General features: G+C 71.6%; 24 protein-coding genes. 15 read left to right on the top strand and 9 right to left on the bottom strand.

Translation table 11 applies throughout. The features are described from left to right. Positions 1 to 54: 54 nt before the first annotated feature. From ACIBH1_RS11695 to ACIBH1_RS11710, 4 genes are all read left to right on the top strand, one after another. Positions 55 to 2,283: a hypothetical protein gene (locus ACIBH1_RS11695; RefSeq protein ID WP_397313641.1), complete on the top strand. Its 2,229-nt coding sequence runs from the start codon at positions 55 to 57 to the stop codon at positions 2,281 to 2,283. Between the two features lie 89 nt (positions 2,284 to 2,372). Beyond that, a complete protein-coding gene (locus ACIBH1_RS11700; RefSeq protein ID WP_397313642.1) occupies positions 2,373 to 2,981 on the top strand; it encodes an ATP-binding cassette domain-containing protein in 609 nt (202 codons plus the stop codon). After that, positions 2,978 to 3,790, top strand: a complete 813-nt coding sequence (locus ACIBH1_RS11705) for an ABC transporter ATP-binding protein (protein ID WP_397313643.1) — start codon at positions 2,978 to 2,980, stop codon at positions 3,788 to 3,790. Before ACIBH1_RS11700 ends, ACIBH1_RS11705 begins: the two co-directional genes overlap by 4 nt. After that, positions 3,787 to 6,780: an FtsX-like permease family protein gene (locus ACIBH1_RS11710; RefSeq protein ID WP_397313645.1), complete on the top strand. Its 2,994-nt coding sequence runs from the start codon at positions 3,787 to 3,789 to the stop codon at positions 6,778 to 6,780. Before ACIBH1_RS11705 ends, ACIBH1_RS11710 begins: the two co-directional genes overlap by 4 nt. 31 nt (positions 6,781 to 6,811) lie before the next feature. Here ACIBH1_RS11710 and ACIBH1_RS11715 read toward each other — a convergent pair whose 3' ends face one another. Continuing rightward, positions 6,812 to 7,213, bottom strand: coding sequence for a RidA family protein (locus ACIBH1_RS11715; protein WP_397313646.1), 402 nt, complete (start codon positions 7,211 to 7,213; stop codon positions 6,812 to 6,814). Between the two features lie 87 nt (positions 7,214 to 7,300). On the opposite strand from ACIBH1_RS11715, the gene ACIBH1_RS11720 reads away from it, so the two are divergent. Genes ACIBH1_RS11720 through ACIBH1_RS11730 form a run of 3 tightly spaced genes read left to right on the top strand, consistent with a single transcriptional unit; the run spans position 7,301 to position 9,891 of the window. Further along, positions 7,301 to 8,293: a helix-turn-helix transcriptional regulator gene (locus ACIBH1_RS11720; RefSeq protein ID WP_397313647.1), complete on the top strand. Its 993-nt coding sequence runs from the start codon at positions 7,301 to 7,303 to the stop codon at positions 8,291 to 8,293. Positions 8,294 to 8,338: 45 nt separating this feature from the next. Then, positions 8,339 to 8,749, top strand: a complete 411-nt coding sequence (locus ACIBH1_RS11725; protein WP_397313648.1) for a YciI family protein — start codon at positions 8,339 to 8,341, stop codon at positions 8,747 to 8,749. Further along, positions 8,746 to 9,891, top strand: a complete 1,146-nt coding sequence (locus ACIBH1_RS11730) for an RNA polymerase sigma factor (RefSeq protein ID WP_397313649.1) — start codon at positions 8,746 to 8,748, stop codon at positions 9,889 to 9,891. The genes ACIBH1_RS11725 and ACIBH1_RS11730 overlap by 4 nt, the downstream gene beginning before the upstream one ends. On the opposite strand, the gene ACIBH1_RS11735 is transcribed toward ACIBH1_RS11730, so the two are convergent. Further along, positions 9,869 to 10,465, bottom strand: coding sequence for a TetR/AcrR family transcriptional regulator (locus tag ACIBH1_RS11735; RefSeq protein ID WP_397313650.1), 597 nt, complete (start codon positions 10,463 to 10,465; stop codon positions 9,869 to 9,871). The two genes, ACIBH1_RS11730 and ACIBH1_RS11735, sit on opposite strands and share 23 nt — an antisense overlap. Positions 10,466 to 10,568: 103 nt before the next feature. On the opposite strand from ACIBH1_RS11735, the gene ACIBH1_RS11740 reads away from it, so the two are divergent. Then, on the top strand, positions 10,569 to 11,168 hold the full coding sequence (locus ACIBH1_RS11740) for a CatB-related O-acetyltransferase (RefSeq protein WP_397313933.1): 600 nt from the start codon (positions 10,569 to 10,571) through the stop codon (positions 11,166 to 11,168). After that, complete coding sequence (locus tag ACIBH1_RS11745; RefSeq protein WP_397313651.1) at positions 11,165 to 12,694, top strand: FAD-dependent monooxygenase; 1,530 nt, start codon at positions 11,165 to 11,167, stop codon at positions 12,692 to 12,694. Before ACIBH1_RS11740 ends, ACIBH1_RS11745 begins: the two co-directional genes overlap by 4 nt. 125 nt (positions 12,695 to 12,819) lie before the next feature. On the opposite strand, the gene ACIBH1_RS11750 is transcribed toward ACIBH1_RS11745, so the two are convergent. Further along, positions 12,820 to 13,677, bottom strand: a complete 858-nt coding sequence (locus tag ACIBH1_RS11750) for an aminoglycoside adenylyltransferase domain-containing protein (protein WP_397313652.1) — start codon at positions 13,675 to 13,677, stop codon at positions 12,820 to 12,822. Positions 13,678 to 13,827: 150 nt separating this feature from the next. Between ACIBH1_RS11750 and ACIBH1_RS11755 the strand changes: the two genes are divergently transcribed. The 4 genes from ACIBH1_RS11755 to ACIBH1_RS11770 all read left to right on the top strand — a co-directional run bounded on the left by ACIBH1_RS11755 (position 13,828) and on the right by ACIBH1_RS11770 (position 16,611). Continuing rightward, complete coding sequence (locus tag ACIBH1_RS11755; protein ID WP_397313654.1) at positions 13,828 to 14,625, top strand: thymidylate synthase; 798 nt, start codon at positions 13,828 to 13,830, stop codon at positions 14,623 to 14,625. Beyond that, the gene (locus ACIBH1_RS11760) at positions 14,622 to 15,113 is read left to right on the top strand and encodes a dihydrofolate reductase (RefSeq protein ID WP_397313656.1); all 492 of its coding nucleotides are present in this window, start codon (positions 14,622 to 14,624) and stop codon (positions 15,111 to 15,113) included. The genes ACIBH1_RS11755 and ACIBH1_RS11760 overlap by 4 nt, the downstream gene beginning before the upstream one ends. Positions 15,114 to 15,122: 9 nt before the next feature. Beyond that, complete coding sequence (locus ACIBH1_RS11765) at positions 15,123 to 15,584, top strand: GNAT family N-acetyltransferase (protein ID WP_397313657.1); 462 nt, start codon at positions 15,123 to 15,125, stop codon at positions 15,582 to 15,584. Between the two features lie 205 nt (positions 15,585 to 15,789). Continuing rightward, the gene (locus ACIBH1_RS11770; protein ID WP_397313658.1) at positions 15,790 to 16,611 is read left to right on the top strand and encodes an MBL fold metallo-hydrolase; all 822 of its coding nucleotides are present in this window, start codon (positions 15,790 to 15,792) and stop codon (positions 16,609 to 16,611) included. 14 nt (positions 16,612 to 16,625) lie between these two features. Here the strand turns inward: ACIBH1_RS11770 and ACIBH1_RS11775 are convergent, their stop codons facing one another. From ACIBH1_RS11775 to ACIBH1_RS11795, 5 genes are all read right to left on the bottom strand, one after another. Further along, the gene (locus tag ACIBH1_RS11775; RefSeq protein ID WP_397313659.1) at positions 16,626 to 17,126 is read right to left on the bottom strand and encodes a DinB family protein; all 501 of its coding nucleotides are present in this window, start codon (positions 17,124 to 17,126) and stop codon (positions 16,626 to 16,628) included. Between the two features lie 88 nt (positions 17,127 to 17,214). Further along, on the bottom strand, positions 17,215 to 18,258 hold the full coding sequence (locus tag ACIBH1_RS11780) for a DUF5937 family protein (protein WP_397313660.1): 1,044 nt from the start codon (positions 18,256 to 18,258) through the stop codon (positions 17,215 to 17,217). Between the two features lie 41 nt (positions 18,259 to 18,299). Beyond that, entirely contained in the window at positions 18,300 to 18,884 is a 585-nt protein-coding gene (locus ACIBH1_RS11785) for a hypothetical protein (protein ID WP_397313661.1), read from the bottom strand. A gap of 179 nt (positions 18,885 to 19,063) precedes the next feature. Further along, the gene (locus ACIBH1_RS11790) at positions 19,064 to 19,825 is read right to left on the bottom strand and encodes an alpha/beta fold hydrolase (protein ID WP_397313662.1); all 762 of its coding nucleotides are present in this window, start codon (positions 19,823 to 19,825) and stop codon (positions 19,064 to 19,066) included. Next, on the bottom strand, positions 19,822 to 20,406 hold the full coding sequence (locus tag ACIBH1_RS11795; protein ID WP_397313663.1) for a TetR/AcrR family transcriptional regulator: 585 nt from the start codon (positions 20,404 to 20,406) through the stop codon (positions 19,822 to 19,824). The genes ACIBH1_RS11790 and ACIBH1_RS11795 overlap by 4 nt, the downstream gene beginning before the upstream one ends. A gap of 112 nt (positions 20,407 to 20,518) precedes the next feature. On the opposite strand from ACIBH1_RS11795, the gene ACIBH1_RS11800 reads away from it, so the two are divergent. Beyond that, on the top strand, positions 20,519 to 21,487 hold the full coding sequence (locus ACIBH1_RS11800) for an RNA polymerase subunit sigma-70 (protein WP_397313664.1): 969 nt from the start codon (positions 20,519 to 20,521) through the stop codon (positions 21,485 to 21,487). Between the two features lie 30 nt (positions 21,488 to 21,517). On the opposite strand, the gene ACIBH1_RS11805 is transcribed toward ACIBH1_RS11800, so the two are convergent. Beyond that, positions 21,518 to 22,081, bottom strand: a complete 564-nt coding sequence (locus tag ACIBH1_RS11805) for a dihydrofolate reductase family protein (protein WP_397313665.1) — start codon at positions 22,079 to 22,081, stop codon at positions 21,518 to 21,520. A gap of 581 nt (positions 22,082 to 22,662) precedes the next feature. Here ACIBH1_RS11805 and ACIBH1_RS11810 point away from each other — a divergent pair. Next, entirely contained in the window at positions 22,663 to 23,943 is a 1,281-nt protein-coding gene (locus tag ACIBH1_RS11810; protein WP_397313666.1) for a thioesterase domain-containing protein, read from the top strand. The last annotated feature ends 5 nt before the right edge of the window (positions 23,944 to 23,948 follow it).

Genomic DNA, 23,948 nt, shown 5'->3' on the forward strand with positions numbered 1-23,948 from the left:
TGCCCCCGGCCGTGTCCCAGGCCGGTGAACCGCACGCGCTGGGATCGTGCACGCGTGAGAGTCGTGCTGCTGACCTGCCTGGCGATCGCCGCCGCGCTGACCGTGATCGTGTCGCCCTCGGCTGGGGCCAGGGCCCCCGCCTCGGCCTACACCGTCACGCTGGTGGCGCGTCAGTGCGACGACTACAGCGACATCATGGCCAACCGGGCGCGCAACAACATCCAGGAGTCGCTGCGCGACCTCGGCAAGGACTCCGTCTACGCGGCAGGCCAGCCGGTCCGGCCGGCCGTCGAGGACGCCAACGACCCGGGCTGCCGCCCGCTGAACGGCTGGACTTTCACCTTCGGCGCGCTCTTCGGACCCCAGGGCCCCGACGGGCTGACCATCCTCCGGGACACCACGACCAGCGCCAGGACGACCGCCTCCACAGCGCTCCTCGACGACCAGGGCAACCCCACCGGGGCCCAGATCGCCGGGGCGGTGACCGTCACGATGAGCGGCGAGAACCTCGACCTGGCCCAGCGCAACAGCCTGAAAGTGCAGGGCGGCACCCCCGCCGACACGCTCAACCACGCCGACTTCGGCGACCTGTACGGGTTCGGCACCCTGCGCTGCTCCAACGACAACCTCAACGCCGACAACGCCGAGTCCGTGCGCTGGCCGGTCGGCTTCACCCACGTGTTCTGCTACTACTACACGGTGGAGCAGCCGCCCGAGCCGGCGACGATCGTGGTGCGCAAGACGATCGACGGGCCCGACGACAACGTCACCTTCCACTACGACAGCAACGTCTCCTACACCTCCGGCGGCGACTTCGACCTCACCCCGAAGAGCGGCCAGGCGGGCGAGATCACCTTCCAGCGGGGCTCGACCCGTCCGGGCGACGATCCGTGGACGTTCACCGAGGATCCGCTGCCCGGATGGGAGCTCGCCTCCCTGACCTGCACCTCCTCCAGCGGAGAGAGCACGGTCGGGACGAGCGGCGCCACCGCCACCGTGACGCTGGCCGGCGGCGACACCGTGACCTGTACCTACGACAACCGCCGCTCCCTGAGCCGGCCGGTGAGCCTGTACAAGCAGACCGTCGGCGCGGTGGGCGGCCCGTTCGCCTTCACCGCCGTCAAGCCCGACGGCACCGTCGACGACCTCGGCGAGATCTCGACCACGGCCGAGCTCACGCCCGTCCTGGTCGGCGACTTCGCCGACCGGCCGCTCGGCGTCTACACGATCACCGAGACGCTGCCGTCCGACACTCCTGCGGGCGTGTGGGAGATCGAGTCGGCGACCTGCAACGGCCAGGACGTCACCGGCATCACCACGTCGGTAACCGACGAGGGCAAGCAGGCGACTGTGAAGTTCACCCTCGGCACCGAGGCGCTCAACTGCCTGGTCACCAACCGTTTCACGCCTCGCGGCTCGATCACCGTCGAGAAGATCACCGTCGGCGGGACGGGCGTCACCGACTTCGTGGTCGACTCCACCGGCCTGCCCAGGCGCGAGCTCCTGCGCACCGTGACCACCACGGAGGAAGGCGTGGGTGTCACCGCGGAGCCTCTCGAGGGCCTGCCGCTGGGGCAGTACGCCATCCGAGACCTTCCCCGCCCCAGCGATCTGGGCGACTGGGAGCTGGAGCAGGTCGACTGCGGAGGAAGGACACGCGCAGGCACCGCCACCGTCGAGCTGACCGCCGAACGGCCGAACGTGAAGTGCACCTTCACCAACCGGCTGAAAAAGTACGGCGGCATCATCGTCTCCAAACGCATCATCGACCCGGACGGCGTGCGGAGCGGGCCCGTGGTCGTCCAGCTCGACTGCCCCGGACGCAGCGGCCTGCTCTCGGTCCCGGTCGGCCGGGATCAGGGCCGCTTCCCCGGGCCGGTCCGCATCGCCCCCGACGCCGACTGCGACCTGAGCGAGCCCGCCACCGGCCTCAAGTCCGCAGACGGCACGGTGACCACGACGATCCAGGTCACCAGGAACGGGACACCGGGCGACCTGGTGGAGGGCACGCGCCTGGAGGGCATCACCGCGGGCTACGACGACGTCGTGGAGGTCGAGGTGGTCGACACCTACGTGGCGCGGCCCGTCCGTCCCACGCCGACCCCGAGCAGGCCGACCCTCCCGCCGGTGGTGGCGGTGCCTCCGGACGGCGGATCGGCGCAGCTGACCGGGGCGGGGCTGCCGTTCACCGGCTTCCCCCTCCTCGTGCTGGGCAGCACCGGGCTGGCGCTGGTCGCGGGCGGCGTGCTGGTCGTCTGGCGCCGCCGTACACGGGCGAGCTGACCCGCGGCGGCGATGCTACGTGCAACGTACTTACAACGGTTTGGGGCCGCCGGTTGTGATCGGTCCCCGTTTCACCCGATGCTCTCAGCGTGCTGTCGTGCGAAGATCTGGCCTGCCGGGCGGGCGGCCGGGAGATCATCTCCGATTTCCGGCTCGAGGTCGCACCGGGTGAGCGGGTCGCCCTCATGGGGCCCTCCGGCTCCGGCAAGACCACATTGCTGACCACGCTCGCCGGGCTGCTGCCACCCAGCCGCGGACGCGTGCTGGTGCGGGGTCTCCCGCTGGCCGAACGGCCCGACCTGCGGTCCGAGCTGGCGCTGATCTTCCAGTCGTACGGCCTGCTGTCGTCGCTGACCGCCGCCGAGAACGTCGAGGTGGCGCTGCGGGCGGCCGGCCATCACCCTTCCGAGGCGATGGACAGGGCGGCGGTCGTGCTGGAGCGGCTGAAGGTCTCGGCCTTCGCCGACCACCTGGTCGAGGAGCTGTCCGGCGGCCAGCAGCAGCGCGTCGCGGTGGCCAGGGCGCTGGCGTTGCGCACGCCGGTGCTGCTGGCCGACGAGCCGACGGCCGAGCAGGACGCGGGGCACCGAGGGGTCGTCCTGAAGGAACTCATGGAGGCGGGGGGAGCGCTGGTGGTAGCCACGCATGATCCGGAAGTGGCCGAGCTGTGTGATCGCGTCGTGGAGTTACGGCCGTGAGCATCGCCCGATGCGAGGGCGTCGTGCAGATCTACCGGGCGCAGGATGTCGAGGTCGTCGCCCTGCGTGACGTCGATCTGGTGGTCGAGGAGGGCGAGACCCTGGCGCTGCTCGGCCCGAGCGGCGCGGGCAAGACGACCCTGCTCTGGCTGCTGGCCGGCCTGCTGCGGCCGAGCGCCGGCCGGGTCTGGATCAACGGCTCCGACCTGGGCTCGCTCGACCAGCGCAAGCTCGACCGGGTGCGCGCGGCCAACCTGGGCGTGGTGCTGCAGAACCCGGGTCGCAACCTCATCCCCTACCTGACCGCGAAGCAGAACGTCGCCTTCGCCCAGCGCGGGCTGCGCCGCGACCGGCACCGGGTGGGCGACCTGCTCGACCGGGTGGGGCTGGCCGGCATCCGTGACAGCCAGGCCGGCCGGATGTCGGGCGGCGAGCAGCAGCGGCTCGCGGTCGCGGTGGCCCTGGCCAACCGGCCCAGACTGCTGCTGGCCGACGAGCCGACCAGCCAGCTCGACGGGGACAGCGGCCGCGCGGTCGTGGAGCTGATCAGGCAGGCCGCCGAGCAGGAGGGCACGACGGCCGTCGTCGTCACCCATGACAAGGCGGTGAGCGACGGGCTCAGCCGTACCGTGACCATCCGCGACGGCAGGGTGGGCGCGGAGGGACGGCGCGGCGAGGACCTCGTGGTCGTCGGCCGGGAGGGCGCGGTGCAGATTCCGCCCGAGTACCACCACCTGCTGCCGCCGGGATCGCGGGCGCGGATCGAGCCGCTGGCCGACGGCGTGGTGCTGAGGAGGGTCGAGGGATGATCCTGCGCGGCCTGTGGGAGCGGCGCACCCTGTCGCTCATCGTCCTGATCATCGCGATCATCCCGGTGGCCTCGGCCGCCGTGGGCCCGATCTACGCGGCGGCCTCGCGCACGACCGTCGTGCGCGAGGTGCTGCGCGCGGCGCCGGCCGAGGCCCGCGGCTGGCGTTACACCACCTACGGCGACGTCGGCGCGGGCGTGGCCCGGTTCACCAGGGGCATCGACTTCCTGCACCCGCCCATCTACGGCATCGAGACCCAGGGGCTGCTGCCGGCCGAGGACATGAACATCCCGCTGATCTGGCAGGAAGGCCAGTGCGCGCACCTGAAGATGCTCGAGGGAAGGTGCCCGCAGGCGCCCCTCGAGGTGATCGTCAGCGCGGCGTTCGGCGAGAAGATGGGCGAGAAGGTGACGTTCGCCAACATCGTCACCGAGATCGGCGGCCGGCCGGCGGAGCTGACGGTGGTGGGCGTCTACCGCCCGGTCTCGCACGGCGACCCGTTCTGGTTCGGCCGCGGCATGTTCACCACGGTCGAAGGCGCCACGGGCGACCAGCGCAGGGCCGAGCCGTTCTTCGTGACGCGGGAGACCCGCTCGGCGGTCACCCTCGCCGGCTCGTCGCGGAACTGGACGAACTACGCCATCCTCGGCATCGACCTGGCCAAGGTCGAGGGCGAGGACCTGGAGACCATCGCGGCGATGCAGGCGAGCGCCGTGGCGCTGGGCAGGCAGACGCAGGCGGCCGTCTTCAGCAGGGTCGACGACGTGATCAAGGTGATGCGGGCGCAGGCGAGCACGTTGTCGGTGCCGACGTACGTGGTGATCGGCCAGCTCGTGGCGCTGGCCTGGCTGCTGCTTTTCCAGACCGTCGGCGACCTGGTCAAGGCCAGGAGCCAGGAGATCGCCCTGGCCAGGCTGCGAGGACACTCGCTGGCCAGGGTGTGGCGCTTCGCGCTGACCGAACCGCTGCTTCTGCTCGCGATCGCCTTCCCCCTCGGCCTGCTGGCCGGGCGCGGGGCCGCCGACCTCATGATCGGCGCCCTGCTGCCCGGCGTGCCGCTGACCGTTCCCGCCACCGCGCCGCTGGCCGGCGCGGCGGCGCTGGCGGGCGGACTGGTCGCCGCGCTGGCGTCCGCCTGGCGTACGGCACGGCGGCCGGTCACCGAGGAGTGGCGCAGGACCCCGCGCCGGGCCAGGCCGGGCTGGGTGATCGACGCCGTGGTCCTGGCGCTCGTCGGACTCGGACTCGTCGAGCTGCTCACCGCCGGGGTGATCAGTGACGCCTCCGGGCAGCGGGCCGGCGCCCTGGCGGTTCCCGCGTTGCTGGCGCTGGCCCTGGCGCTGCTGGCCCGACGGCTGCTGCCCGTCCTGGTCAGGGCCTTCTTCGGCCTGACGAGAAGGCGTGGCGGGCTGGGCGCGTTCCTGGCGTTGAGGCAGGTGGCGCGCGGGACGGTGACGGCGGGCAGCACCGTGATCCTGGCCACCGCGTTCGGCCTGGCGACCTTCGCCGTGTGCGCGTGGACGGCGACGACCGGCAACTACGCCGAGACGGCCCGCTTCCACCTGGGCGCCCCGAGCGTCATCGAGGTCACGCCGGTCAGGCCGCACGAGCTGGCCGAGGCGGTCAAGGCGGCCGACCCGACGGCGCTGGTCGCCGCGCCGGTGGTGCGCGTGTCCGGCAGCGTGCAGATGGTGGCGACCGACCCGATCAGGTTCACGAGCGTGGCCACCTGGGACCCGGAACTGGCCGCCGGTCGCCAGATCGCCGACGCGACCGGGGCCATCAGGGCGCCCGCGATGCCGCGGGCGTGGCTGACCGGCGACCGGGTGCGGTTCACGGTGAGCCATCCCGGGCTCGGGCAGGACATGGCGGTACGCCTGATGATGACGGTGTCCGTTCCGAACCGGATCGGACCGATCGTGCTGCCCGTCGCCCACCTGACGGGCCGCAGCAGCGTGCGCGAGTGGAATCTGCCGCCCGCCTGCCGTACCGAACGGTGCGAGCTGCGCGCGCTGCGCGGCGAGCTCGACTACCTGTCGATCGTCGAGCCGGCCCCCGAGCCCACCAGCGAGGTGTTCCCGGTCACCGTCGCCAAGCTGGAGATCCGGCAGGGCGGCGCGTGGCGGGAGGTCGACGCGGGGCTGACCAGCGGCAACCGGTGGACGGGCGAGGGACAGGCCACCGAGGACGGGCTGAGGGTCGACGTCTCCGACTTCACGAATTCGTCGATCCGGATGGCCACCTTCCCGGAGGAGCTGCCCGCGATCGTGACGGGGGTGCCGGGCAGGAGCCCGGTGCCGGGACTCGACGGCCTCAACACCGTCGGCGTCAAGGCCGAGGTGCCCACGTGGGCCGCGCCCGGCCTCACCGGCACCGGGGCGATCGTCGACCTCGAGTACGCCGACCGGATCGCGTACGGCCTGCACAGCCGCGCCCGCTTCGAGGTGTGGGTGAGCGAGGGCCAGGCCGCCAGGATCGCCGAGGCGCTGACGGCGCAGGGCATGGGCGTGGTCTCCGTCACCCACCTCGCCGACCTCCAGGCCCGCTTCGCAGGAGAGGGTCCCGGGCTGGCCCTGTTGCTGCTGCTGGTCTCCGCGCTGGCGGCGGCGGTGCTCGCGCTGGGCCGTACGGTGCTGGCGTTGTACTCCTCGGCCAGGCGCAGGCGCTACGAACTGGCGGCGCTGGCGGCCTCCGGCGCGGGCCTGCGGTCGTTGCGTGCCGCGCTGCTGGTCGAGCAGCTCATCACGGTCGGCGCCGGGATGCTGACAGGGCTCGGGGCCGGGATGCTGGCGGCGCGGGTCGCGCTGGAGCGCATCCCGCAGTTCGCCGAGCCGCCGACCACGCCGCCGATGCCGTTCGAGATCGCCCCCGGCCCGGTCGCGCTGCTGGTCGGCGGCGGGGTGCTGGTGAGCGTGGTGGCGGCGGTGGTGGTCAGCGAGGTGTTGCTGCGCGGGATCCAGGTGGACCGCCTGCGGGAGGCCCAGGCGTGACGGGGGCCTCCCCGGCGGTCCACCCGCCCGATCACGCGACGGCGGTGCCCTCGAGCTCGACCATCAGGCCAGGGACGGCCAGCCGCACCACCCCGAGCATGGTCGTGGTCGGGGCCACCCCCGCCTGGCCCAACCGCGCCGCCAGCACGCCGTAGTGCTCGAAGAGCCGGTCGACGTCGGTGGTGTAGACGTTGAGCCTGACGAGGTCCGCCAGCGACATGCCGGCCTCGCCGAGCACGGCCTCCACGTTGTCGAGGCTCAGCGCCAGCTGCGCCGCCATGTCGTCGGCGTGCTCCGGCTTGCCCTCGGCGCTCATCGCGGTCTGCCCTGAGATGTAGAGAGTCCTGCTCTCCCCGGTGACGACCTCGCCCTGGTTGTAGCCCAGCGGCACCGACCACTCCCACGGGTTGACCACGGTTCGTTCGACAGCCATATCGGTCTCCATTCGTTTCGTCGAGTGGTAACCAGCCTCCCGGCAAATCACGACATCCTGTGTCGTGTATCTCTGTAGAGTTTTCGCATGCGTGCCGACCGGCTGGTCTCCCTGGTCCTGCTGCTGCGGCAGCACGGCCGGTTGTCGGCGGTGGCGCTCGCCCGCGAGCTGGAGGTGTCCACCCGCACCGTGCTGCGCGACATCGAGGCGCTGTCGGCGGCGGGCGTGCCGGTCTACGCCGAACGCGGCCGCCACGGCGGGTTCGCGCTGCTGCCCGGGTTCAGGACCGAGCTGACCGGGCTCAACCACGACGAGGCCCTCGCCCTGCTGGTCGCCGGATCCCGGCCGGGCGCACAGGCCTTCGGCCTCGGCTCGGCGCTCGCCTCGGCGATGCTCAAGGTCGTCGACGCCCTGCCGGAGAGCTACCGCGACACCGCCGCCGGCGCGGCCGAGCGGCTGCTCATCGATCCCGAGATCGACCTGCTCTCGCGCCGCCAGACCGCCGAGGAGGTGCCCGACACCGTGGTGGCCGAGGTCAGGCGCGCGGTGCTCGCCGGGCACAAGCTGCGCATCCACTACGCCGCCGCTGCCGACCAGGAACCCACGTGGCGCACGGTGGACCCGATCGGGCTGGTCACCGTACGCGACAGGGGATACCTGCTGGCCACCAGATCCGGCGCCGACCGCACCTACCGGCTCTCGCGCGTCCTGGCCGCCGAGGCGCTGCCCGAAGCCGCGCAGCGGCCGGACCGGGTCGACCTGGACCGGGCCTGGCAGGAACGCAGCACACGCTTCCGCGCCGGCGGCGACCAGGTCACCGTGCTGGTCAGGCTGGATCCCGCGCGCTGGGAGGAGCTGGCGGGCACGGCGCTGGCCATCCGCGAGGAGAAGGCCGAGCCGGACGGCCGGCTGCGGATGGAGGTGAGCTTCCAGGACCGCAGGCACGCCGTGTGGGCGCTGTGGCAGCTGGCCATGGGCGCGGAGGCGCTGGAGCCGGCGTGGCTGCGCGACTCTCTGCATCAGCGTGCCGCCGCGATCGCCGCCCGATATTCGCCCGGATCCGATGTCGAGAATCGGTGAGCGGCTCCGTCCCCGGTGCGGAACACGACACCGAAGGAGAACACGATGGCCAAGTACCTGCTTCTCAAGCACTACCGGGGCGCGCCGGCGGCGGTCAACGACGTGCCCGGCGACCAGTGGACGCCGGAGGAGTTCTCCGCGCACATGAAGTACATGCGCGACTTCGCCGACCGGCTCGTGGACAGCGGTGAGTTCGTCGACGCCCAGGCGCTCGCGCCCGAGGGGACGTTCGTCCGCTATGACGGCGAGGGGCGGCCGCCGGTCACCGACGGCCCGTTCGCCGAGACCAAGGATCTGATCGCCGGCTGGATGGTGATCGACGTCGACACCTACGAGCGGGCGATCGAGCTGGCCGGCGAGCTGTCGGCCGCTCCCGGGGCGGGCGGCCTGCCGATCCACGAGTGGCTCGAGGTGCGCCCGTTCCTGGTCGACCAGCCGCCCACGGTGGTCGAGTGAACGAGTCGCAGCTGCGGGAGCTGGTGCCCGCGGTGATCGGTGTTCTCGTCCGCCGCGGAGCCGACTTCGCGGCGGCCGAGGACGCCGTTCAGGACGCCCTCGTCGAGGCCGTGCGCACGACCTCCGACGAGGCGCTGCGCGACCCCAAGGGCTGGCTGATCACCGTGTCCTGGCGCAAGTTCCTCGACGCCGCCCGCGCGGAGTCCTCCCGGCGCGACCGGGAGCTCCGCGTCGACAGCGAGCCCGCGCCGGGTCCCTGCGAGACGGTCGACGACACGCTCCAGCTGTACTTCTTGTGCGCGCACCCGTCCCTGACCCCGGCCTCGGCCGTCGCGCTGACGCTGCGAGCGGTCGGCGGCCTGACCACGCGCCAGATCGCGCAGGCCTACCTCGTGCCGGAGGCGACCATGGCCCAGCGCATCAGCCGGGCCAAGCGCACCGTCTCCGGCGTGCGGCTCAACCAGCCGGGCGACGTCGCCACCGTGCTGCGCGTGCTCTACCTGGTCTTCAACGAGGGCTACTCCGGCGACGTCGACCTCGCGGCGGAGGCGATCAGGCTCACCCGCCAGCTGGCCGTGATGACCAAGCACGAGGAGGTCGCGGGGCTGCTGGCGCTCATGCTGCTCCATCACGCCCGCCGTACGGCACGCACCGCCGAGGACGGCCGGCTCGTCCCGCTCGCCGAGCAGGACCGCGGCCTGTGGGACACCCGCCTGATCGCCGAGGGCGTGGACGTGCTCCAGGCCGCCCTGGCCCGCGACCGGCTGGGGGAGTTCCAGGCCCAGGCCGCCATCGCCGCGCTCCACGCCGACGCCCAGGCGGCCGAGGAGACCGACTGGGTGCAGATCGTCGAGTGGTACGACGAGCTGGTGCGCCTGACCGGCAACCCGGTGGCGCGCCTCAACCGGGCCGTCGCGGTCGGCGAGGCGGACGGCGCCAGATCCGGCCTGGCCGCGCTGGCCGAGCTCGATCCGGAGCTGCCGCGCTACAACGCCGTCGCCGCCTACCTGAACGAGCGCGATGGCGACCTGGCGACCGCCGCCCGCCTGTACGCCGAGGCCGCCCGGCAGGCGCCCAGCCTTCAGGAGCGCGACCACCTCACGCGCCAGGCCGCCAGGCTCAACGCCCGGCTGCGCGGCTGACCGGGCCCAGGCCGGTGAACAGGGCGTCGAGGATCCGGTCGACGTAGGCGTGGGTGAGGGGCTCCCGCGTGATCAGGAGCTGGAAGTACAGCGGGCCCGACAGGATCGCCATCGCCAGGTCGAGGTCGAACGCCTCCGACAGCTGGCCCTGGTCGCGGGCGGCCCTCAGGCGTTCGACGGTCTTGGCCGCCTGCGGGGCGATCAGGCGCTCGTTGAGCGCGGCGGCGACCCGCGGGTCGTCCTGGGCCTCGCCGATCAGGGCGGTGAACAAGGGCCCGTACGGCGGCCCGCCCAGCAGGTCGACGGCCGCGTGGATCTGGGTGCGCAGGTCGGCCATGATGTCGCCGGTGTCGGGGTAGTCGAGCGCGGGCTCGTGCAGCGACAGCAGCGAGTCGAGCAGCAGCGCACCCTTCGACGACCACCGGCGGTAGACGGTCTGCTTGCTCGCCCCCGCCCGCGCGGCCACGCCCTCCATGCTCAGCCTGGCGTAGCCGATCTCCTGGCCGAGCTCCAGCGTGGTGCGCATGATCGCCTCGGTCCGGTCGGCGCCGCGACGGTGGGGTGCTTTGGTCATGTCATCATCTTATCGGTACGGTACGTTCCGTACTGATAATCCCTCGCGGAAAGAAGACGATCTCGTGACGTTGGTTCCCGCCGACCCGACCCTGGTGCATCCCATGCCCGGCCAGCCGCGCCTGGTGCTCCTGAAACCCCTGGTCACCTCGCCGCTGATCGAGGTGGGGGAGTTCTCCTACTACGACGACCCCGACGACCCGACGGCCTTCGAGACCCGCAACGTGCTCTACCACTACGGGCCGGAGAAGCTGATCATCGGGAGGTTCTGCGCGCTGGGGGAGGGCGTGCGGTTCATCATGAACGGCGCCAACCACCGCATGGACGGCCCCTCGACGTTCCCCTTCCCGATCATGGGCGGCTCCTGGGCCGAACACTTCGACCTCATCACCGGCCTGCCAGGCCGGGGTGACACCGTCGTGGGCCACGACGTCTGGTTCGGCTACCGGACCACGGTGATGCCAGGAGTGCGCATCGGCCACGGCGCGATCATCGCCTCCGGCGCCGTCGTCGTCGAGGACGTGCCCGACTACGGCATCGTCGGCGGCAACCCGGCCCGGCTCATCCGCCGCCGCTTCAGCGACGCCGACATCGAACGGCTGCTGGCCGTGGCCTGGTGGGACTGGCCCCTGGAACTCATCACCGAACACGTGCGTGCGATCATGTCGGGCGCCGTCGACGACCTGGAGAGTGTAGAACGATGACGAACGTCGATGTGATCGTCGTGGGAGCCGGTCCGACCGGCCTCATGCTGGCCAACGAACTGGGACTGGCCGGAATGCGACCGCTGGTGCTGGAGCGGCACCCCCATCGCCGCGACACCCCGAAGGCCGGAGGCCTCGGCGGGCAGATCCTGGAACTGCTGCGATACCGAGGCCGGCTCGACCACTTCCGCGCGGCCTGCACCAGCCCCGTCCCCGCGCCCCGCTTCCCGTTCGGCGGGGTGCACATCGACCTCACCCGGCTGGCCGATCCGCCCATGCACGCCCTGCCGCTGCCGCAGCAGGCGCTCGAGCGGGTGCTCGACGAGCGCGCCACCGAGCTCGACCTGGAGGTACGGCGCGGGCACGAGGTGACCGGGCTCAGCCAGGACGACGCCACGGTCCGCGTGGAGGTGCGAGGTCCCGACGGCGCCTACCAGCTGAACGCCCGCTACGTGGTGGCCTGCGACGGAGCGCGCAGCCGGGTCAGGGACTGGGCCGGCATCCCCTTCCCCGGCGACACCTACCCGGACGTCAACCGGCTGGCCCAGGTCACGCTGCCCGACTCGGTCACCGTGCTCGACAACGGCGACCTCGACGTCCCCGCCTACGGCGTCATCCGGGCCGGATTCACCCGCACCGGCCAGGGCCTGTTCGGCCTCGGCTCCACACCCGGCGCCCGGAGCGTCTCGCTCTACACCGTCGAGGACGAGACCACCGAGTACGACGACGACGTCCCGATGACCCTGGCCGAACTGCAGGACAGCGTCCACCGCGTCCTGGGCGCCCGTGTGCCGCTGGCCGGATCGACGCGGCTGTCCCGCTTCACCTTCAAAGCCCGCCAGGCCGAGCGTTACCGCGCCGGGCGCGTCATGGTGGCCGGAGACGCGGCCCACCTGTTCCCCGCCACCGGCGTCGCGCTCAACGCGGGCATGCTGGACGCCGTGAACCTCGCCTGGAAACTGGCCGCCGACCTGCAGGGCTGGGCCGCGCCGGGACTCCTGGACACCTACCACGACGAACGCCACCACGCCGGCGCCCGCACCATGCTGCACACCCGCGCCCAGGTGGCGCTGCGGCGCGGGCACGACGCCGCGGCGGAAGCGCTTCGCGAGGTGTTCCAGGAACTGCTCGGCGACGAGGCGCCGCTACGCCGCATGGGAGCCATGGTCGCGGGCGCCGACATCCGCTACGCCGTACCCGGCACGGACCACCCGCTGGCCGGAACCTTCGCCCCCGACCTCACCCTGCACACCGACCAGGGGATCACCGGCGTCGCCGAGCTCCTGCGCCCCGCGCGGCCCATCCTCCTCGACCTGGCCGACCGCGCCGACCTGCGCGAGGTCGCCCGCGAGTGGGGGCAGCGCATCGACGTACGCACCGCCAAGACCGGCGACCGTCCCGCCGACGCGCTGCTGATCCGCCCGGACGCCCACATCGCCTGGGCCGTGCCGGTCGACGAACCCGAGGGGAGTGCCGCACCGGCCCTGCGCGAGGCACTCTCCCGCTGGTGGCTCCGCCCAGCCTGACCCGCGGCCTGCCTCACCCGCCTGACCCCTGTCCGGCTTCACCTGCCCGATCTTCTGGCCTGCCTCACCCGTTTGATCCGCTGCCTGCGTCACCCGCCTTTGTGCGCTGCCTGCTTCACCCGCCTTCATGTGCTGGTGGCTCCACCCGCCTGATCCGCGCTGGCGATCACGTCGAGCACGAACGCGCCCGCCAGACGGGGCAGCCCGCGGGGATCGTCCACCGCGGCCGCCTCGTCCGGCGCAGGCACCCCGAGGCGCCGAGCCAGCGCCAACCGGATCAGCGGATGCCAGCGCCGGTCGAAGGTCTCCAGCGCGTAGTCCGCCGCCTCCTCCTTCGAGATCACCTCACCCGTCACGATCGTGTGGTGCAACCGAGGAGGCGCGAGCACGGTCGACAACGCCACCCGATGAGCCGGAAGCAACGGCTTACGCGGAGGCCTGTCCGACATCGCCTGACGTGCCCACGTGGCGAAGTGGCCGTGCAGTTGCCGCAGATTCCACTCGCGCAGCATGCCCGGCTCCGGATCGAGACCCAATTCACCGGGCGCCGGGCCGCGCACCGCGACGCCCTTCTCCAGGAAGATCTTCCACACCACCGGATTCACCTCGAACCCGCGCCCCCGCTGGAAGGACGGCCCGCTGTGCGAGGCGAGCGGACGGATGCGCGACACCGGCTTGCCCAGGTCGCGGGCTGCGACGAACACGCCGTTCAACGTGCCCGGGATGGTCGGCCTGCCCCGGACGAGAGCCTGCCAGGCCGCGGGGACATTGGCGACCTTGTGCAGCAACGACAACCTCCGGAGGTCCCGGTCACCGAGGTCGCCGTCCACGGCGGCGACGAAGTCGATGTCGCCGCACCCCGCCCGCCAGGCGCCCAGCGCGGCCGACCCGACCACGTAGAACCCGCGGATACGGCCCGGCACCAGCCGATCGGCCGTGGACAGGTAGCGTGATGCCGCGCGTGCCACGTCACGTGGAAGCATGGGGGCCATCCTGTCAGGGGCCTCGCCGCGGCGCTCGGCCGTCTGGCGGCGGCCTACGGTCTGCTGGTGTAGCTCCGCCGCGGGCGACGCTCGGACAGGCACTCGTCCGAATGGCCAACCTTCGCGGGCCCCTTGGCTAGGCTTGTGACCATGCCGAACACGCAGTACGAAGATCTTCTCCGCCACGTCCTCGACTCGGGCACCCGCAAGGAGGACCGCACCGGCACGGGCACGCGGTCGATCTTCGGTCACCAGCTGCGCTACCGGCTGGCTGACGGCTTCCCGCTGATCACGACCAAGAAGGTCCACTTCCGCTCGATCGCCTACGAGCTGCTGTGGTTCCTGCGCGGCGACGGGAACGTCACCTGGCTGCGCGACCACGGCGTCACGATCTGGGACGAATGGGCGGCGCCGGACGGCGACCTCGGGCCGATCTACGGCGTTCAGTGGCGCTCATGGCCGACTCCCGACGGCGGGCACATCGACCAGATCAGCGAGGTCCTGCGCACGCTGCGGGAGAACCCCGACTCCCGGCGCATCATCGTGTCGGCCTGGAACGTCGCCGACATCCCGCGCATGGCGCTTCCGCCCTGCCACGCGTTCTTCCAGTTCTACGTCGCCGACGGCAAGCTGTCCTGCCAGCTCTACCAGCGAAGCGCCGACCTGTTCCTCGGCGTGCCGTTCAACATCGCCAGCTACGCCCTGCTGACGCACATGATCGCCCAGCAGGTGGGCCTCGGCGTCGGCGACTTCGTCTGGACCGGCGGTGACTGTCACATCTACGACAACCACGAGGACCAGGTCCGCACCCAGCTCGCCCGCGACGCGCGGTCATTCCCCACGCTGAGTCTGAAGCCGGCCGACAGCCTGTTCGACTACACCTACGAGGACATCAGCCTGGACGGCTACGACCCGCACCCCGCCATCCGGGCCCAGGTGGCCGTGTGATCGGGGTGATCGGGCTGATCTGGGCGCAGTCGTCGAACGGCGTCATCGGCCGTGACGGCACGCTGCCGTGGCATCTGCCGGAGGATCTCCAGCACTTCCGGACCCTGACCACGGGCGCGACCGTCCTCATGGGGCGTCGCACCTGGGAGTCGCTGCCGCCGCGGTTCCGGCCGCTGCCGGGCAGGCGCAATCTCGTGCTCTCGCGCAGCCCGCAGGAGGGCGTGGAGACCTTCCCCGATCTGCGGCAGGCGCTCGCCGTAGCGTCCGGCGACGTGTGGGTGATCGGTGGCGCGGCCGTGTACCAGGCGGCCCTTGCCTTCGCCGACCGCATCGAGGTCACCGAGATCCGCGAGACCTTCGAGGGCGACACGCGCGCACCCGAGGTGGGACGGCCTCCGGACTCCGCCGGGCCCTGGCAGGAGTCGGTCACCGGGCTGCACTACCGCTTCCTGGCCTGGAACGGACAAAGGGTCGAAAGCGCACAATAGAGTCTTCCCATGAACCTCCGTCTCGTCCCCGTCACCCAGGCCAACATCGATCTCGCCCTCACCGTGAAGGTCCGCACCGATCAGGAGCGGTTCGTCTCGCCTGTGGCGAAATCGCTGGCCGAGGCGTACGTCTTCGGCGACGCGGCCTGGCCGCGGCTGATCCTCGACGCGGACGACAAGGCGGTGGGCTTCCTCATGGCCTTCGTCGAGATCGACTGGAACGGCAAGGGCGTCGACTTCCGGTCCGGGTTGTGGCGCCTCAACGTGACGCCGGAGGCGCAGGGCCAGGGAGTCGGGCGCTTCGCCGTCGAGGCGGTCGCCGCCGAGGTCAAACGGCGCGGGGCGCGGCAGATGTTCGTCTCCTGGGAGCCGGGAGACGACGGGCCGGAGAACTTCTACCTCAAGCTCGGCTTCCGCCCGACCGGGGAAACCACCGGCGGCCAGACCGTCGGCGTCCTCGACCTCGGCTAAAGCACCGAATCGCCTCGGGTAGGGCGCCGGTCGGCTTCGGGCAGAGGTCGGTCGGCTTCGGGCGGGGCCCTCGTCGGCAGCGGGCAGGGGACCGGTTAAGGCGCCGAACCGCCTCGAGCAGAGCGCCGAACCGCCTCGGGCAGTGCGCTGGTCCGCCTCGGGCACGGCGACGGTCCGCTGAGGCGGGCATGGCAGGATCGCGACCATGTCCCTCAGCGTTCCCCGCCTCCGGATCGGCTCGACCGAGATCATCGCCCTCGCCGATGCCGAGGGCCCCTTCTTCTCCCCGCGCGCCGAAGCCTTCCCCCAAGCCACCGACGCCCACTGGGCCGAGGCCGACCGCTACGATCCTGACGCGGTCGACACCGAGGGCCGATGGTGGCTGCAGTTCCGCGCGTACGCGATCCGCAACGACAAGGGCCTGACGCTCGTCGATGCCGGGATCGGCCCGGCCGACAGCCCGGCCAGCTCGTGGGCGCCCGTGCCGGGCAGGCTGCCCGACTCGCTGGCCGCCGCGGGCATCGACCCGGCCGAGGTCGACACCGTGGTGCTCACGCACCTGCACACCGACCACGTCGGCTGGGCGGTGGTGACCGAGGCGCCCGAGAGCACCGGCCGCCGCCCCTACTTCCCGAACGCCGACTACGTGCTGCAGCGGGCCGAGCTGGATGCCGTCGACGCGCTCAACCCGCAGCTCCGCGAGACCCTCATCGACCCGCTCGCGACCACGGGCCGGCTCCGGCTGCTCGACGGGGACACGCCGATGCGCGTTGGGCAGGCGGTCGCCACGCCCGGCCACACGCCCGGCCACCAGAGCGTCCTGGTCACAGACGGGGGAGAGGCGGTGCTCGTCACCGGAGACCTCCTGGTGCACGCGCTCCAGCTGCTCCACCCCGACCTCGCCTACGCCCACGAGGTGGATCCGGAAGAGGCCAGGAATTCGAGGAAGCGCATGCTGGGCGGCGCACCCGCCACCAGGCTGCATCTGGCGGCGCCGCACCTGACGGAGCCGTTCGTGGTGGTGTGATCCGGTAGGCGCGGCTAGCTCCCCGTCGGCGGCACCGCGCCGAGGTGGATGGCGGCATGCCAGTACGCCGGGTTCCCGGGCACGGTCCACACCCTCTGCGCCAGCGCGCCGACCCCTTCCCAGGCCTCCTCGCCGACCCTGCCGAGATCGTCCAGAATCGCGTCGTGCACCGCCCCGAACCGGTGCAGGAGAAGCGCAGGCGAAAGGTGGCGTCCGGCTTCCACCCCGCCGATGTTCAGCGATCGCCCGACGGCGGGATCCTCCCAACGCGGATCGAGGCTCCAGTGCTCCCGCCCGGCGGCGGCTTCCGCCAGCACCGACAGGTTGATCTCATCCCACATCAGGACGTGAGCGACGAGATCGTGCAAGGACCGGCAGAAGTCGCCGAGCGGGCGCGAATCCACCAGATACTCGGAGCCGAGCTGCTCCTCGGTCAACCCGTCGACGCGGGCGAGGAGGATGTCCCGATCGGCACGCAGACGGCCGATCGCCTCGCCGGAAGACAAGATCGTCATGGTGTTTCTCCCTCGATGAGCGGTTGGAGGGACTTCAACACCACCGCGGCCGGCGCGCCAGCGGACTGACGAATCCGATCAATCGTCCTCAGCGCAGCAGCAGCGACAGCACATCCCTGCCGAGTTCCTCCAGGACGTCGGCCGCGAGCTGGTATCGCACGAACCGCCCCTGCCTCTCCGTCGTGGCCAATCCCGCCCCGGCCAGGGCGCGCAGATGCCGGTTCACCTGCGTCGGGTCCACATTCCACAACATCGCGATCTCGCCCGCCGTACGAGGCTCGGTCGCGATCGCCCGGGCGACCTCCAGGCGGCCCGCGTGGGCGAGGACCTCGAGCCGCCGCCGCACCGCGGCGGCCGAGGGTACGGCGGAGCCGGCGTCGACGGGGTGGAGCAGCAGCAGGGGCCGGCCGGGAACGTCGGCCACGTACAGGTGAGGCCGGATGAAGGTGCTGGGCGCCACGACGAGCCCGCGCCTCGACACGTCATGACGGGCGGCCTGGATCTTCGCGATGTGCACGGTCACCCCTGCCGGCGTCACCTCCACCGAGGAGTCGACGGCGGCGAGCGCGGCCCCGGGCCCCTGGAGCGTCGCCATGTCGGCGAAGCGCCGCGCCCGCCCGGCCAGCACCGGCCGGATGCGCGCCCACTCGGTCTCGAACCACTCCTGCCAGCTGCGGTGCAGGAAGGCCAGAAAGTCCGCGGCCGCCTCCTTCGGCCTCTTGGTGAGCGCTTCGACGCAGGCCTGCACCGCCGGACCCCGCGAGCGAGACCAGCGGAGCGCGACCTGCCCGTCCCCGGAGGGGGCGATCGGACGGAGCAATTGCGATGCCAGTTCCTCGGCGGGGAGGGCACGGAGCTGCTCCAGCCGGTCCGCGAAGGTGTCGGCCGGTGGCGCCGGGGTGACGAAGGGCGTTGCCCTGATGGCCTGCGCCGTCCACCACCACGAGCGCGTCCGGGCCGCCAGGCGGGGGCTCATCGACGCGAGGATCTTCGCCGCCCACTCGTCCAGGCCGTGGTGGCCGGGGTCGCGCAGGACGTGCAACGCCGAGCCGAACTCGGTCAGCGCCGACACCGCCGGCAGCAGGGACCCCACCTGCATGCACCGGTCGAGGCCGGTAATCACCGTGGGCATGGCCCGATCCCATCACCCGGCGCCGAGGACCGCCATCGTCGTCACGCGCTCCACGCCTCGTGCACGGTGACGACGGCGGAGGAAGTGGGCCGGCCGTCCGTACGGACCACGACAGGGCGGCCGGGTACGGCGATGCCGTCGATCGTGATGGTGGCGTGCTCGCAAGGGATGACCTGCATGGACAGCCCGTGGTTCACTCCCCGCAGCGAGAAGTCGGCCTGCGCGAACGGCCGGGCGTCGAGGGGGCCGGTGATGCTGACCGTCATCCCGGCCGCTTCGGCGTGGGCGCCGGTCGCCGGGTCGATGCGCAGGCGCACGGCCGCCTGTTGTGCCTGTACGGCAGGCCATGACGGCAGCGCCGCGGCTTCCTCGAAGTGGCGGACGAAGTGTTCCTCGATCCACGCCGCCAGCTCGGGTTGATCGCCCACGATCCGTAGCCCGGCCGGCGTCCACACCACCATGGCCGCGCCCGCGCCGTGCGTGGACCAGTCGACCTGCCACAGCGAGGCGTAGCCGGTGGGCGCGCCGTCGCCGTCGTGGAGGGTGACGAACGGGTTGGCCCCGGTGAGCAGGGGCATGCGGGTCACGTAGCTGGTGGGGGCCTGCCCGGCCTGGACCTTGGTCACGATGGCACCCTAGGCCACCCGCCGGGCCCGGCTCGTCCGCGGGAGGTCAGGCGTGGGTGCTCGCCAGGTCGGCGAGCAGGCCGGGGGTCGGTGGGCTGCCGGTTCAGGGGGCGGGTGACAGCGGAAGTCGGGGTCCTGGCCTTCGACCTCGGGTCCAGCCGGTGGACCGGCCCTGACGATCACGCGTCCAGCAGGAAGGCCAGCGCGTCGGAGCTGAAGCGTTTGTCGGTGAAGGTGCCGCTGTGGCCGCGACCCGGGTAGACGACGAGTTGGGCGTCGGGGATGCCCTCGACGGTGGATCTGGCCAGGTCCAGCGGGTAGACGAGGTCCTTGCCGCCCTGGATCAGCAACGTGGCGGCCTTGATGGTGTGCAGCCGGCCGCGCAGGTCGAAGCCGTCCTCGGCGTTGAGAACGGTGACAGCGTCGCTGTAGTCCTTGCGGCCGCCGTCCGACAGCCACAGCAGCCACCGGAGCGCTCTCCGGCCGATCGCCGACTCGGTGACGATCTCGGCCAAGGCGGGGCTCGGCCGCCTGCCCTGGCGTGCGCGCTCGATGTAGGTGCGCTGGGCGCGCTTGCCGTCAGGTCCGAGAGTGCAGGCCGTACCGGCCAGGACCAGGCGGTCGACCAGGGCGGGATGGTCGGCGGCGAGTTGCAGGGCGATGGAGCCGCCGGTCGAGATGGCCAGGATGTTCACCGGCCCCTCGAAGGTCGCCTTGATCGCTTGCGCGTAGACGGCGGCCAGGTCGGACATCGTCGTGGTCGGCGGCAGCCCGGGCGGCCGGTTGACGACGTACACGGTGAAATGTTCGGCGAACGGCCGCACCATCCGCATCGTGGACCAACGTGCCAATCCCGTCGGGTTGGCCGCCTCGGGGGTGTAGAGCAGGACGACCAGCGGCGCTCCCGCGCCGACCGAGAGGTACGGCAGGCCGTTCATCATGGGGTGATCCCTTCTGTGACCGCGTCGATCAGGCGGTCCATCACGGCCGGATAGATGTCGGCGCCCAGGTGGTCCGCGTGCAGCGGGGTCAGCAGGACCGCGCGCAGCACGCCGAGCAGGACCTGCGGATCGCCCTCCAGGCGGGCGCCAAGGAAGCGGAGCACATCGGCCATCGGGCCGTCCGCCGCCGCGGCCAGACGCTCCGGGGTGAGCTTCGCGGCGACCGCGGCCATCTCCTGGGGGTGCGACATGAGCCGCCGGTAGAGCGGATTGGTGTCGAGCTCGGCGATCGTGGCGCGCAGGAAGCGGCGCAGCGCGTCGCGGGTGTCGGCGCCGCGGTTGAGCCCCTCGTCGATCACCCGGCGCCTGACCTGCTCGCTCTGGCGCATCATCGCCTCGAAGTACAGGTCCTCCTTGGAGTCGAAGAAGGCGTACAGCGAGGACTTGGCGATGCCCGCGGGAGCGGTCAGCTCTTCCAGGGACGTCTTGCGCAGGCCCTGGGTCGAGAAGAGGCGGGTGGCGGTGTCGAGCAGTTGCCCGGTGATCCGCGACCGCTCTTCCTCGGAGAACGCGGGCGGCATTGTGGCTCCATTTGAACAGATCGGATTTTTGTTCACAGCATACCGCTCAGAAATCCGCCGCCACGTCGTCAGTCCTGGTATCCCCTTGCGCCCCACGGAAGGATTGACGACCATGACCGACGCCAGACTGCCAGGCGACGCCGCACAGTTCGCGCTCATCACCGAGCCCTACCGGCGCGAGCTGCAGGTGCACTGCTACCGCATGCTCGCCAACTACGACGACGCCCAGGACATGACGCAGGAGACGTACCTGCGCGCCTGGAACAAGCGGGAGTCGTTCAAGGGCCATGCCGCGCTGCGTACCTGGCTGTACCGGATCGCGACGAACGCCTGCCTCGACTTCCTGGACAAGCGCAACGACCGCATCCCCGTGCCCGCCGAACTGCCGGGCGCGGGCTCGGACGTGCACTACCTGCAGCCCTACCCGGACCGGATGCTCCCGGAGGACCCGCTGGAATCGGTGGTGGCGCGCGAGACGATCGAGCTGGCGTTCATCGTCGCCGTCCAGCACCTGCCGCCCCGGCAGCGGGCGGTGTTCATCGTGCGCGACGTGCTCGGCTGGCCGGCGTCGACGGCCGCCGAAACCCTCGACCTGACCGTCCCGTCGGTGACCAGCGCACTGCAGCGGGCGCGCGTGACGATACGCGAGCAGCTGCCCGGCCGCCGCCTCGACTGGCGCAGCCCCGCCACGCACGACCTGTCGGAGGCCGAGCGCGGCGTGGTGAGGTCGTACATGGACGCCCACGAGCGCAACGACCTCGACGGGCTGGCCGCCCTGCTGCGCGACGACCTGCGCTTCACGATGCTGCCCGACCCGGGCACCCTGGTCGTCGGGGCCAAGGACGCGGTGGACGGCTGGGTCTCCGGTGGCCTGTTCCAGCGCGGCTACGACGACTGGCGCTGCATCGCCACGACGGTCAACCGCATGCCCACCGCCGCGCTGTACCGCCGCGCCCCCGGCGACCCCGAACACCGCCTGTTCACCATCGCGGTCCTGCGCATCGCCGACGGCGAGATCGCCGAGCTCACCGGGTTCGACGCCGCGGACAAACCCTGGCTGGGCCTGCCCGCGACGTTGTGAGCGGACGCGCTCAAAGCGTGGGGGCCGGGCTCATCTCCTCGTCTCGTACCGGGTCAGCAGCACGCCGCCGGGGAACGTCCGCGTCTCGACCAGGTCCAGGTTCACCCAGCTGTCGAGCGCGCCGAAGAACGGCCTGCCGCCGCCCAGCAGGACCGGGACGGTGACCAGCACGTACTCGTCGATCAGCCCGGCGCGCATGGCCGCTCCGGCGAGCGTCGGGCCGACGATGTCCATCGGGCCGCCGTCCTCGGCTCGCAGCCGGGCGATCTCGGCGACCGCGTCGCCGGTGACCAGGCGGGTATTCCAGTCGACCTTGTCGATCGTCGACGAGAACACCGCCTTCGGCATGTCCCTCCAGCGGCGCGCGTATTCGATCGTCGCCGGGGTGGCGCCCGGCTGCTCGTCGGCGGTGGGCCAGTGGGAGCTCATCCTCTCCCACAGTTTGCGCCCGTAGAGCGCCAGATCCGTCGCGGCCACCCGGTCGGACCACCACTGGAACAGCTCGTCGCTGGGCGCCCCCCAGTCGAGATTGTCGCCGGGCGCGGCGACGTAGCCGTCCAGGCTCAGGTTCATCCCGTAGGTCAGTTTCCGCATGTCGTCAGCCTCCTGTGAGTCGATCTCACAGGTACAGACGGTCACGCCGCGGAAACCTAATCGGTGCGTGCCCCTCGACCCGAAACCCTAGTAATCGTCGGTCCCTATAAGGCATGTAGACATGCATGCCATTCAGCAGAGTTGCTTTGTCTTTGTCAAGGCCCAATTTTGCAGCCGATACTCAGTCGGCCGAGTAGTCAATCCAATATTTTTCCTGGAAGTGCCACTGAGGTGGCCATTCTTGCGAACGTTAGCCGCGCTAAATAACATCGCCGTCCTGATGTGTCAATAGCTACGTTAGACGTGAATCTGTCACTGCTATTTCGGCTGCCGGGGTGGCGAAATGGCACCATTGACTGCTTGTATTTGCCTGGATATAAGAGGGTTTGTCGTATCACGATGATCTGTAGTTCATATGTAGTGACCATCGACGAGGAGCGTCACTTCATGCCGAGCACCCTCCGCCCGCTACAGCATTGCCTCCGGCCGACAGGCCACCGAGGGGGTGCTGGGCGATAACCGGACAGATCACCGCGGCGTCGCTCAGCCCCCACCCACACGGCTCGACGACTGTCCGCACGATGTTCTGCCTGCCCTTCTCCGGTGGTGGCGCCAGCGCCTACAACGCGCTCCAGCGTGCGCTCGCCACCCACGCGTCCGCTCCAGCCGACGTCGTGCCCCTCCAGTTACCGGGGCGCGAGAGCCGCATCGCCGAACCGCCCGCCTTCAGCGTCGAGGGCATCGCCGACGAGATCGCGCCGGCGACCGGTGAGCCGTACGCGCTGTACGGCCACAGCATGGGGGCCAGGCTGGCCTTCGAGGTGGTGCGTGAGCTGCGGCGGCGCGGGTCGCCGCTGCCGGTGCGGCTGTACGTCGGCGGTGCGCATCCGCCGCACGCCCGGGTGCCGCTGGCCGCCACTGCCGACCTGCCCGACGACGCGTTCATCGACCAGCTGATCCGGCGGGCCGGGGCGATGCCCCAGTTGCGGACCGAGCCGGAGATCCAGGAATTGTTGCTGCCCGTGCTCCGGGCCGACCTCGGGTGGCTCAAGCGTTACCGGTTTCGGCCGGAGGCACCCTTGGAGGTGCCCGTGGTGGCGTTCACCGGGCTGGCGGACCATGAGCTGACCCTGGCCGACGTGGCGGGGTGGGCCAGGCACGGCACCGCGGGGTTCCGGCTGCGGGTGCTGCGTGGCGGGCACCTCTTCGTGCGTGACGACGCCGCCGAACTGGCCGCCCTGATCGCCGCCGACCTGGCCGAGGGGCCGCCGAGCCCGCCCTGGGGCCTGGGGTCGCCGCCGGGCGGACCTGCCGGCGTCTGCGCCGAGGACGAGGTCCGGCTGTGGGCGGTCGCCGGTCACCCGCGCCCGGACGCGGGTGCGGTGGTGGCGCGGGACGGCGGGCTGGCGCTGGTCGCGGTCAGCGGGCGTGCCGGTGTCGGGGTGGGGGTGGCGCTGACGGGCGACGTCCCGGCGCAGGAGCTGGCTCGCTGGTTCACCCCGGCGGAGCTCGACGAGCTCGACGGCTACGCCGAGGAGGACCGTGGCTGGCTGGCCCTGCGGATGCTGACCGCCAAACGGGCACTGGCCTCCGCCCAGCAAGCGGCCCAGCAAGCGGCCCAGCAAGCGGCCCAGCAAGCCGCCGAGCCCGCCGAGCCCGCCGAGCCCGCCGCGTCCGCCGGGTCCGCCGCGCTCCCCGGACTTCCCGTGCTCCCCGATCTCGCCGATCCCGCGCCGTGGTCATGGGGCCGCGGGCAGATCTGCCACCTGCCGCTGCGCACCCCCCTGGGTGACGCGCTGGCAGCGGTGGCCACGCCGTACCCGCACCCCCGGCTGAGCCTCGACATCCCGGCAGGACAGTAATGACC

It is taken from the genome of Nonomuraea sp. NPDC050663, from assembly GCF_044456985.1.
In the GTDB taxonomy this organism is placed as follows: domain Bacteria; phylum Actinomycetota; class Actinomycetes; order Streptosporangiales; family Streptosporangiaceae; genus Nonomuraea.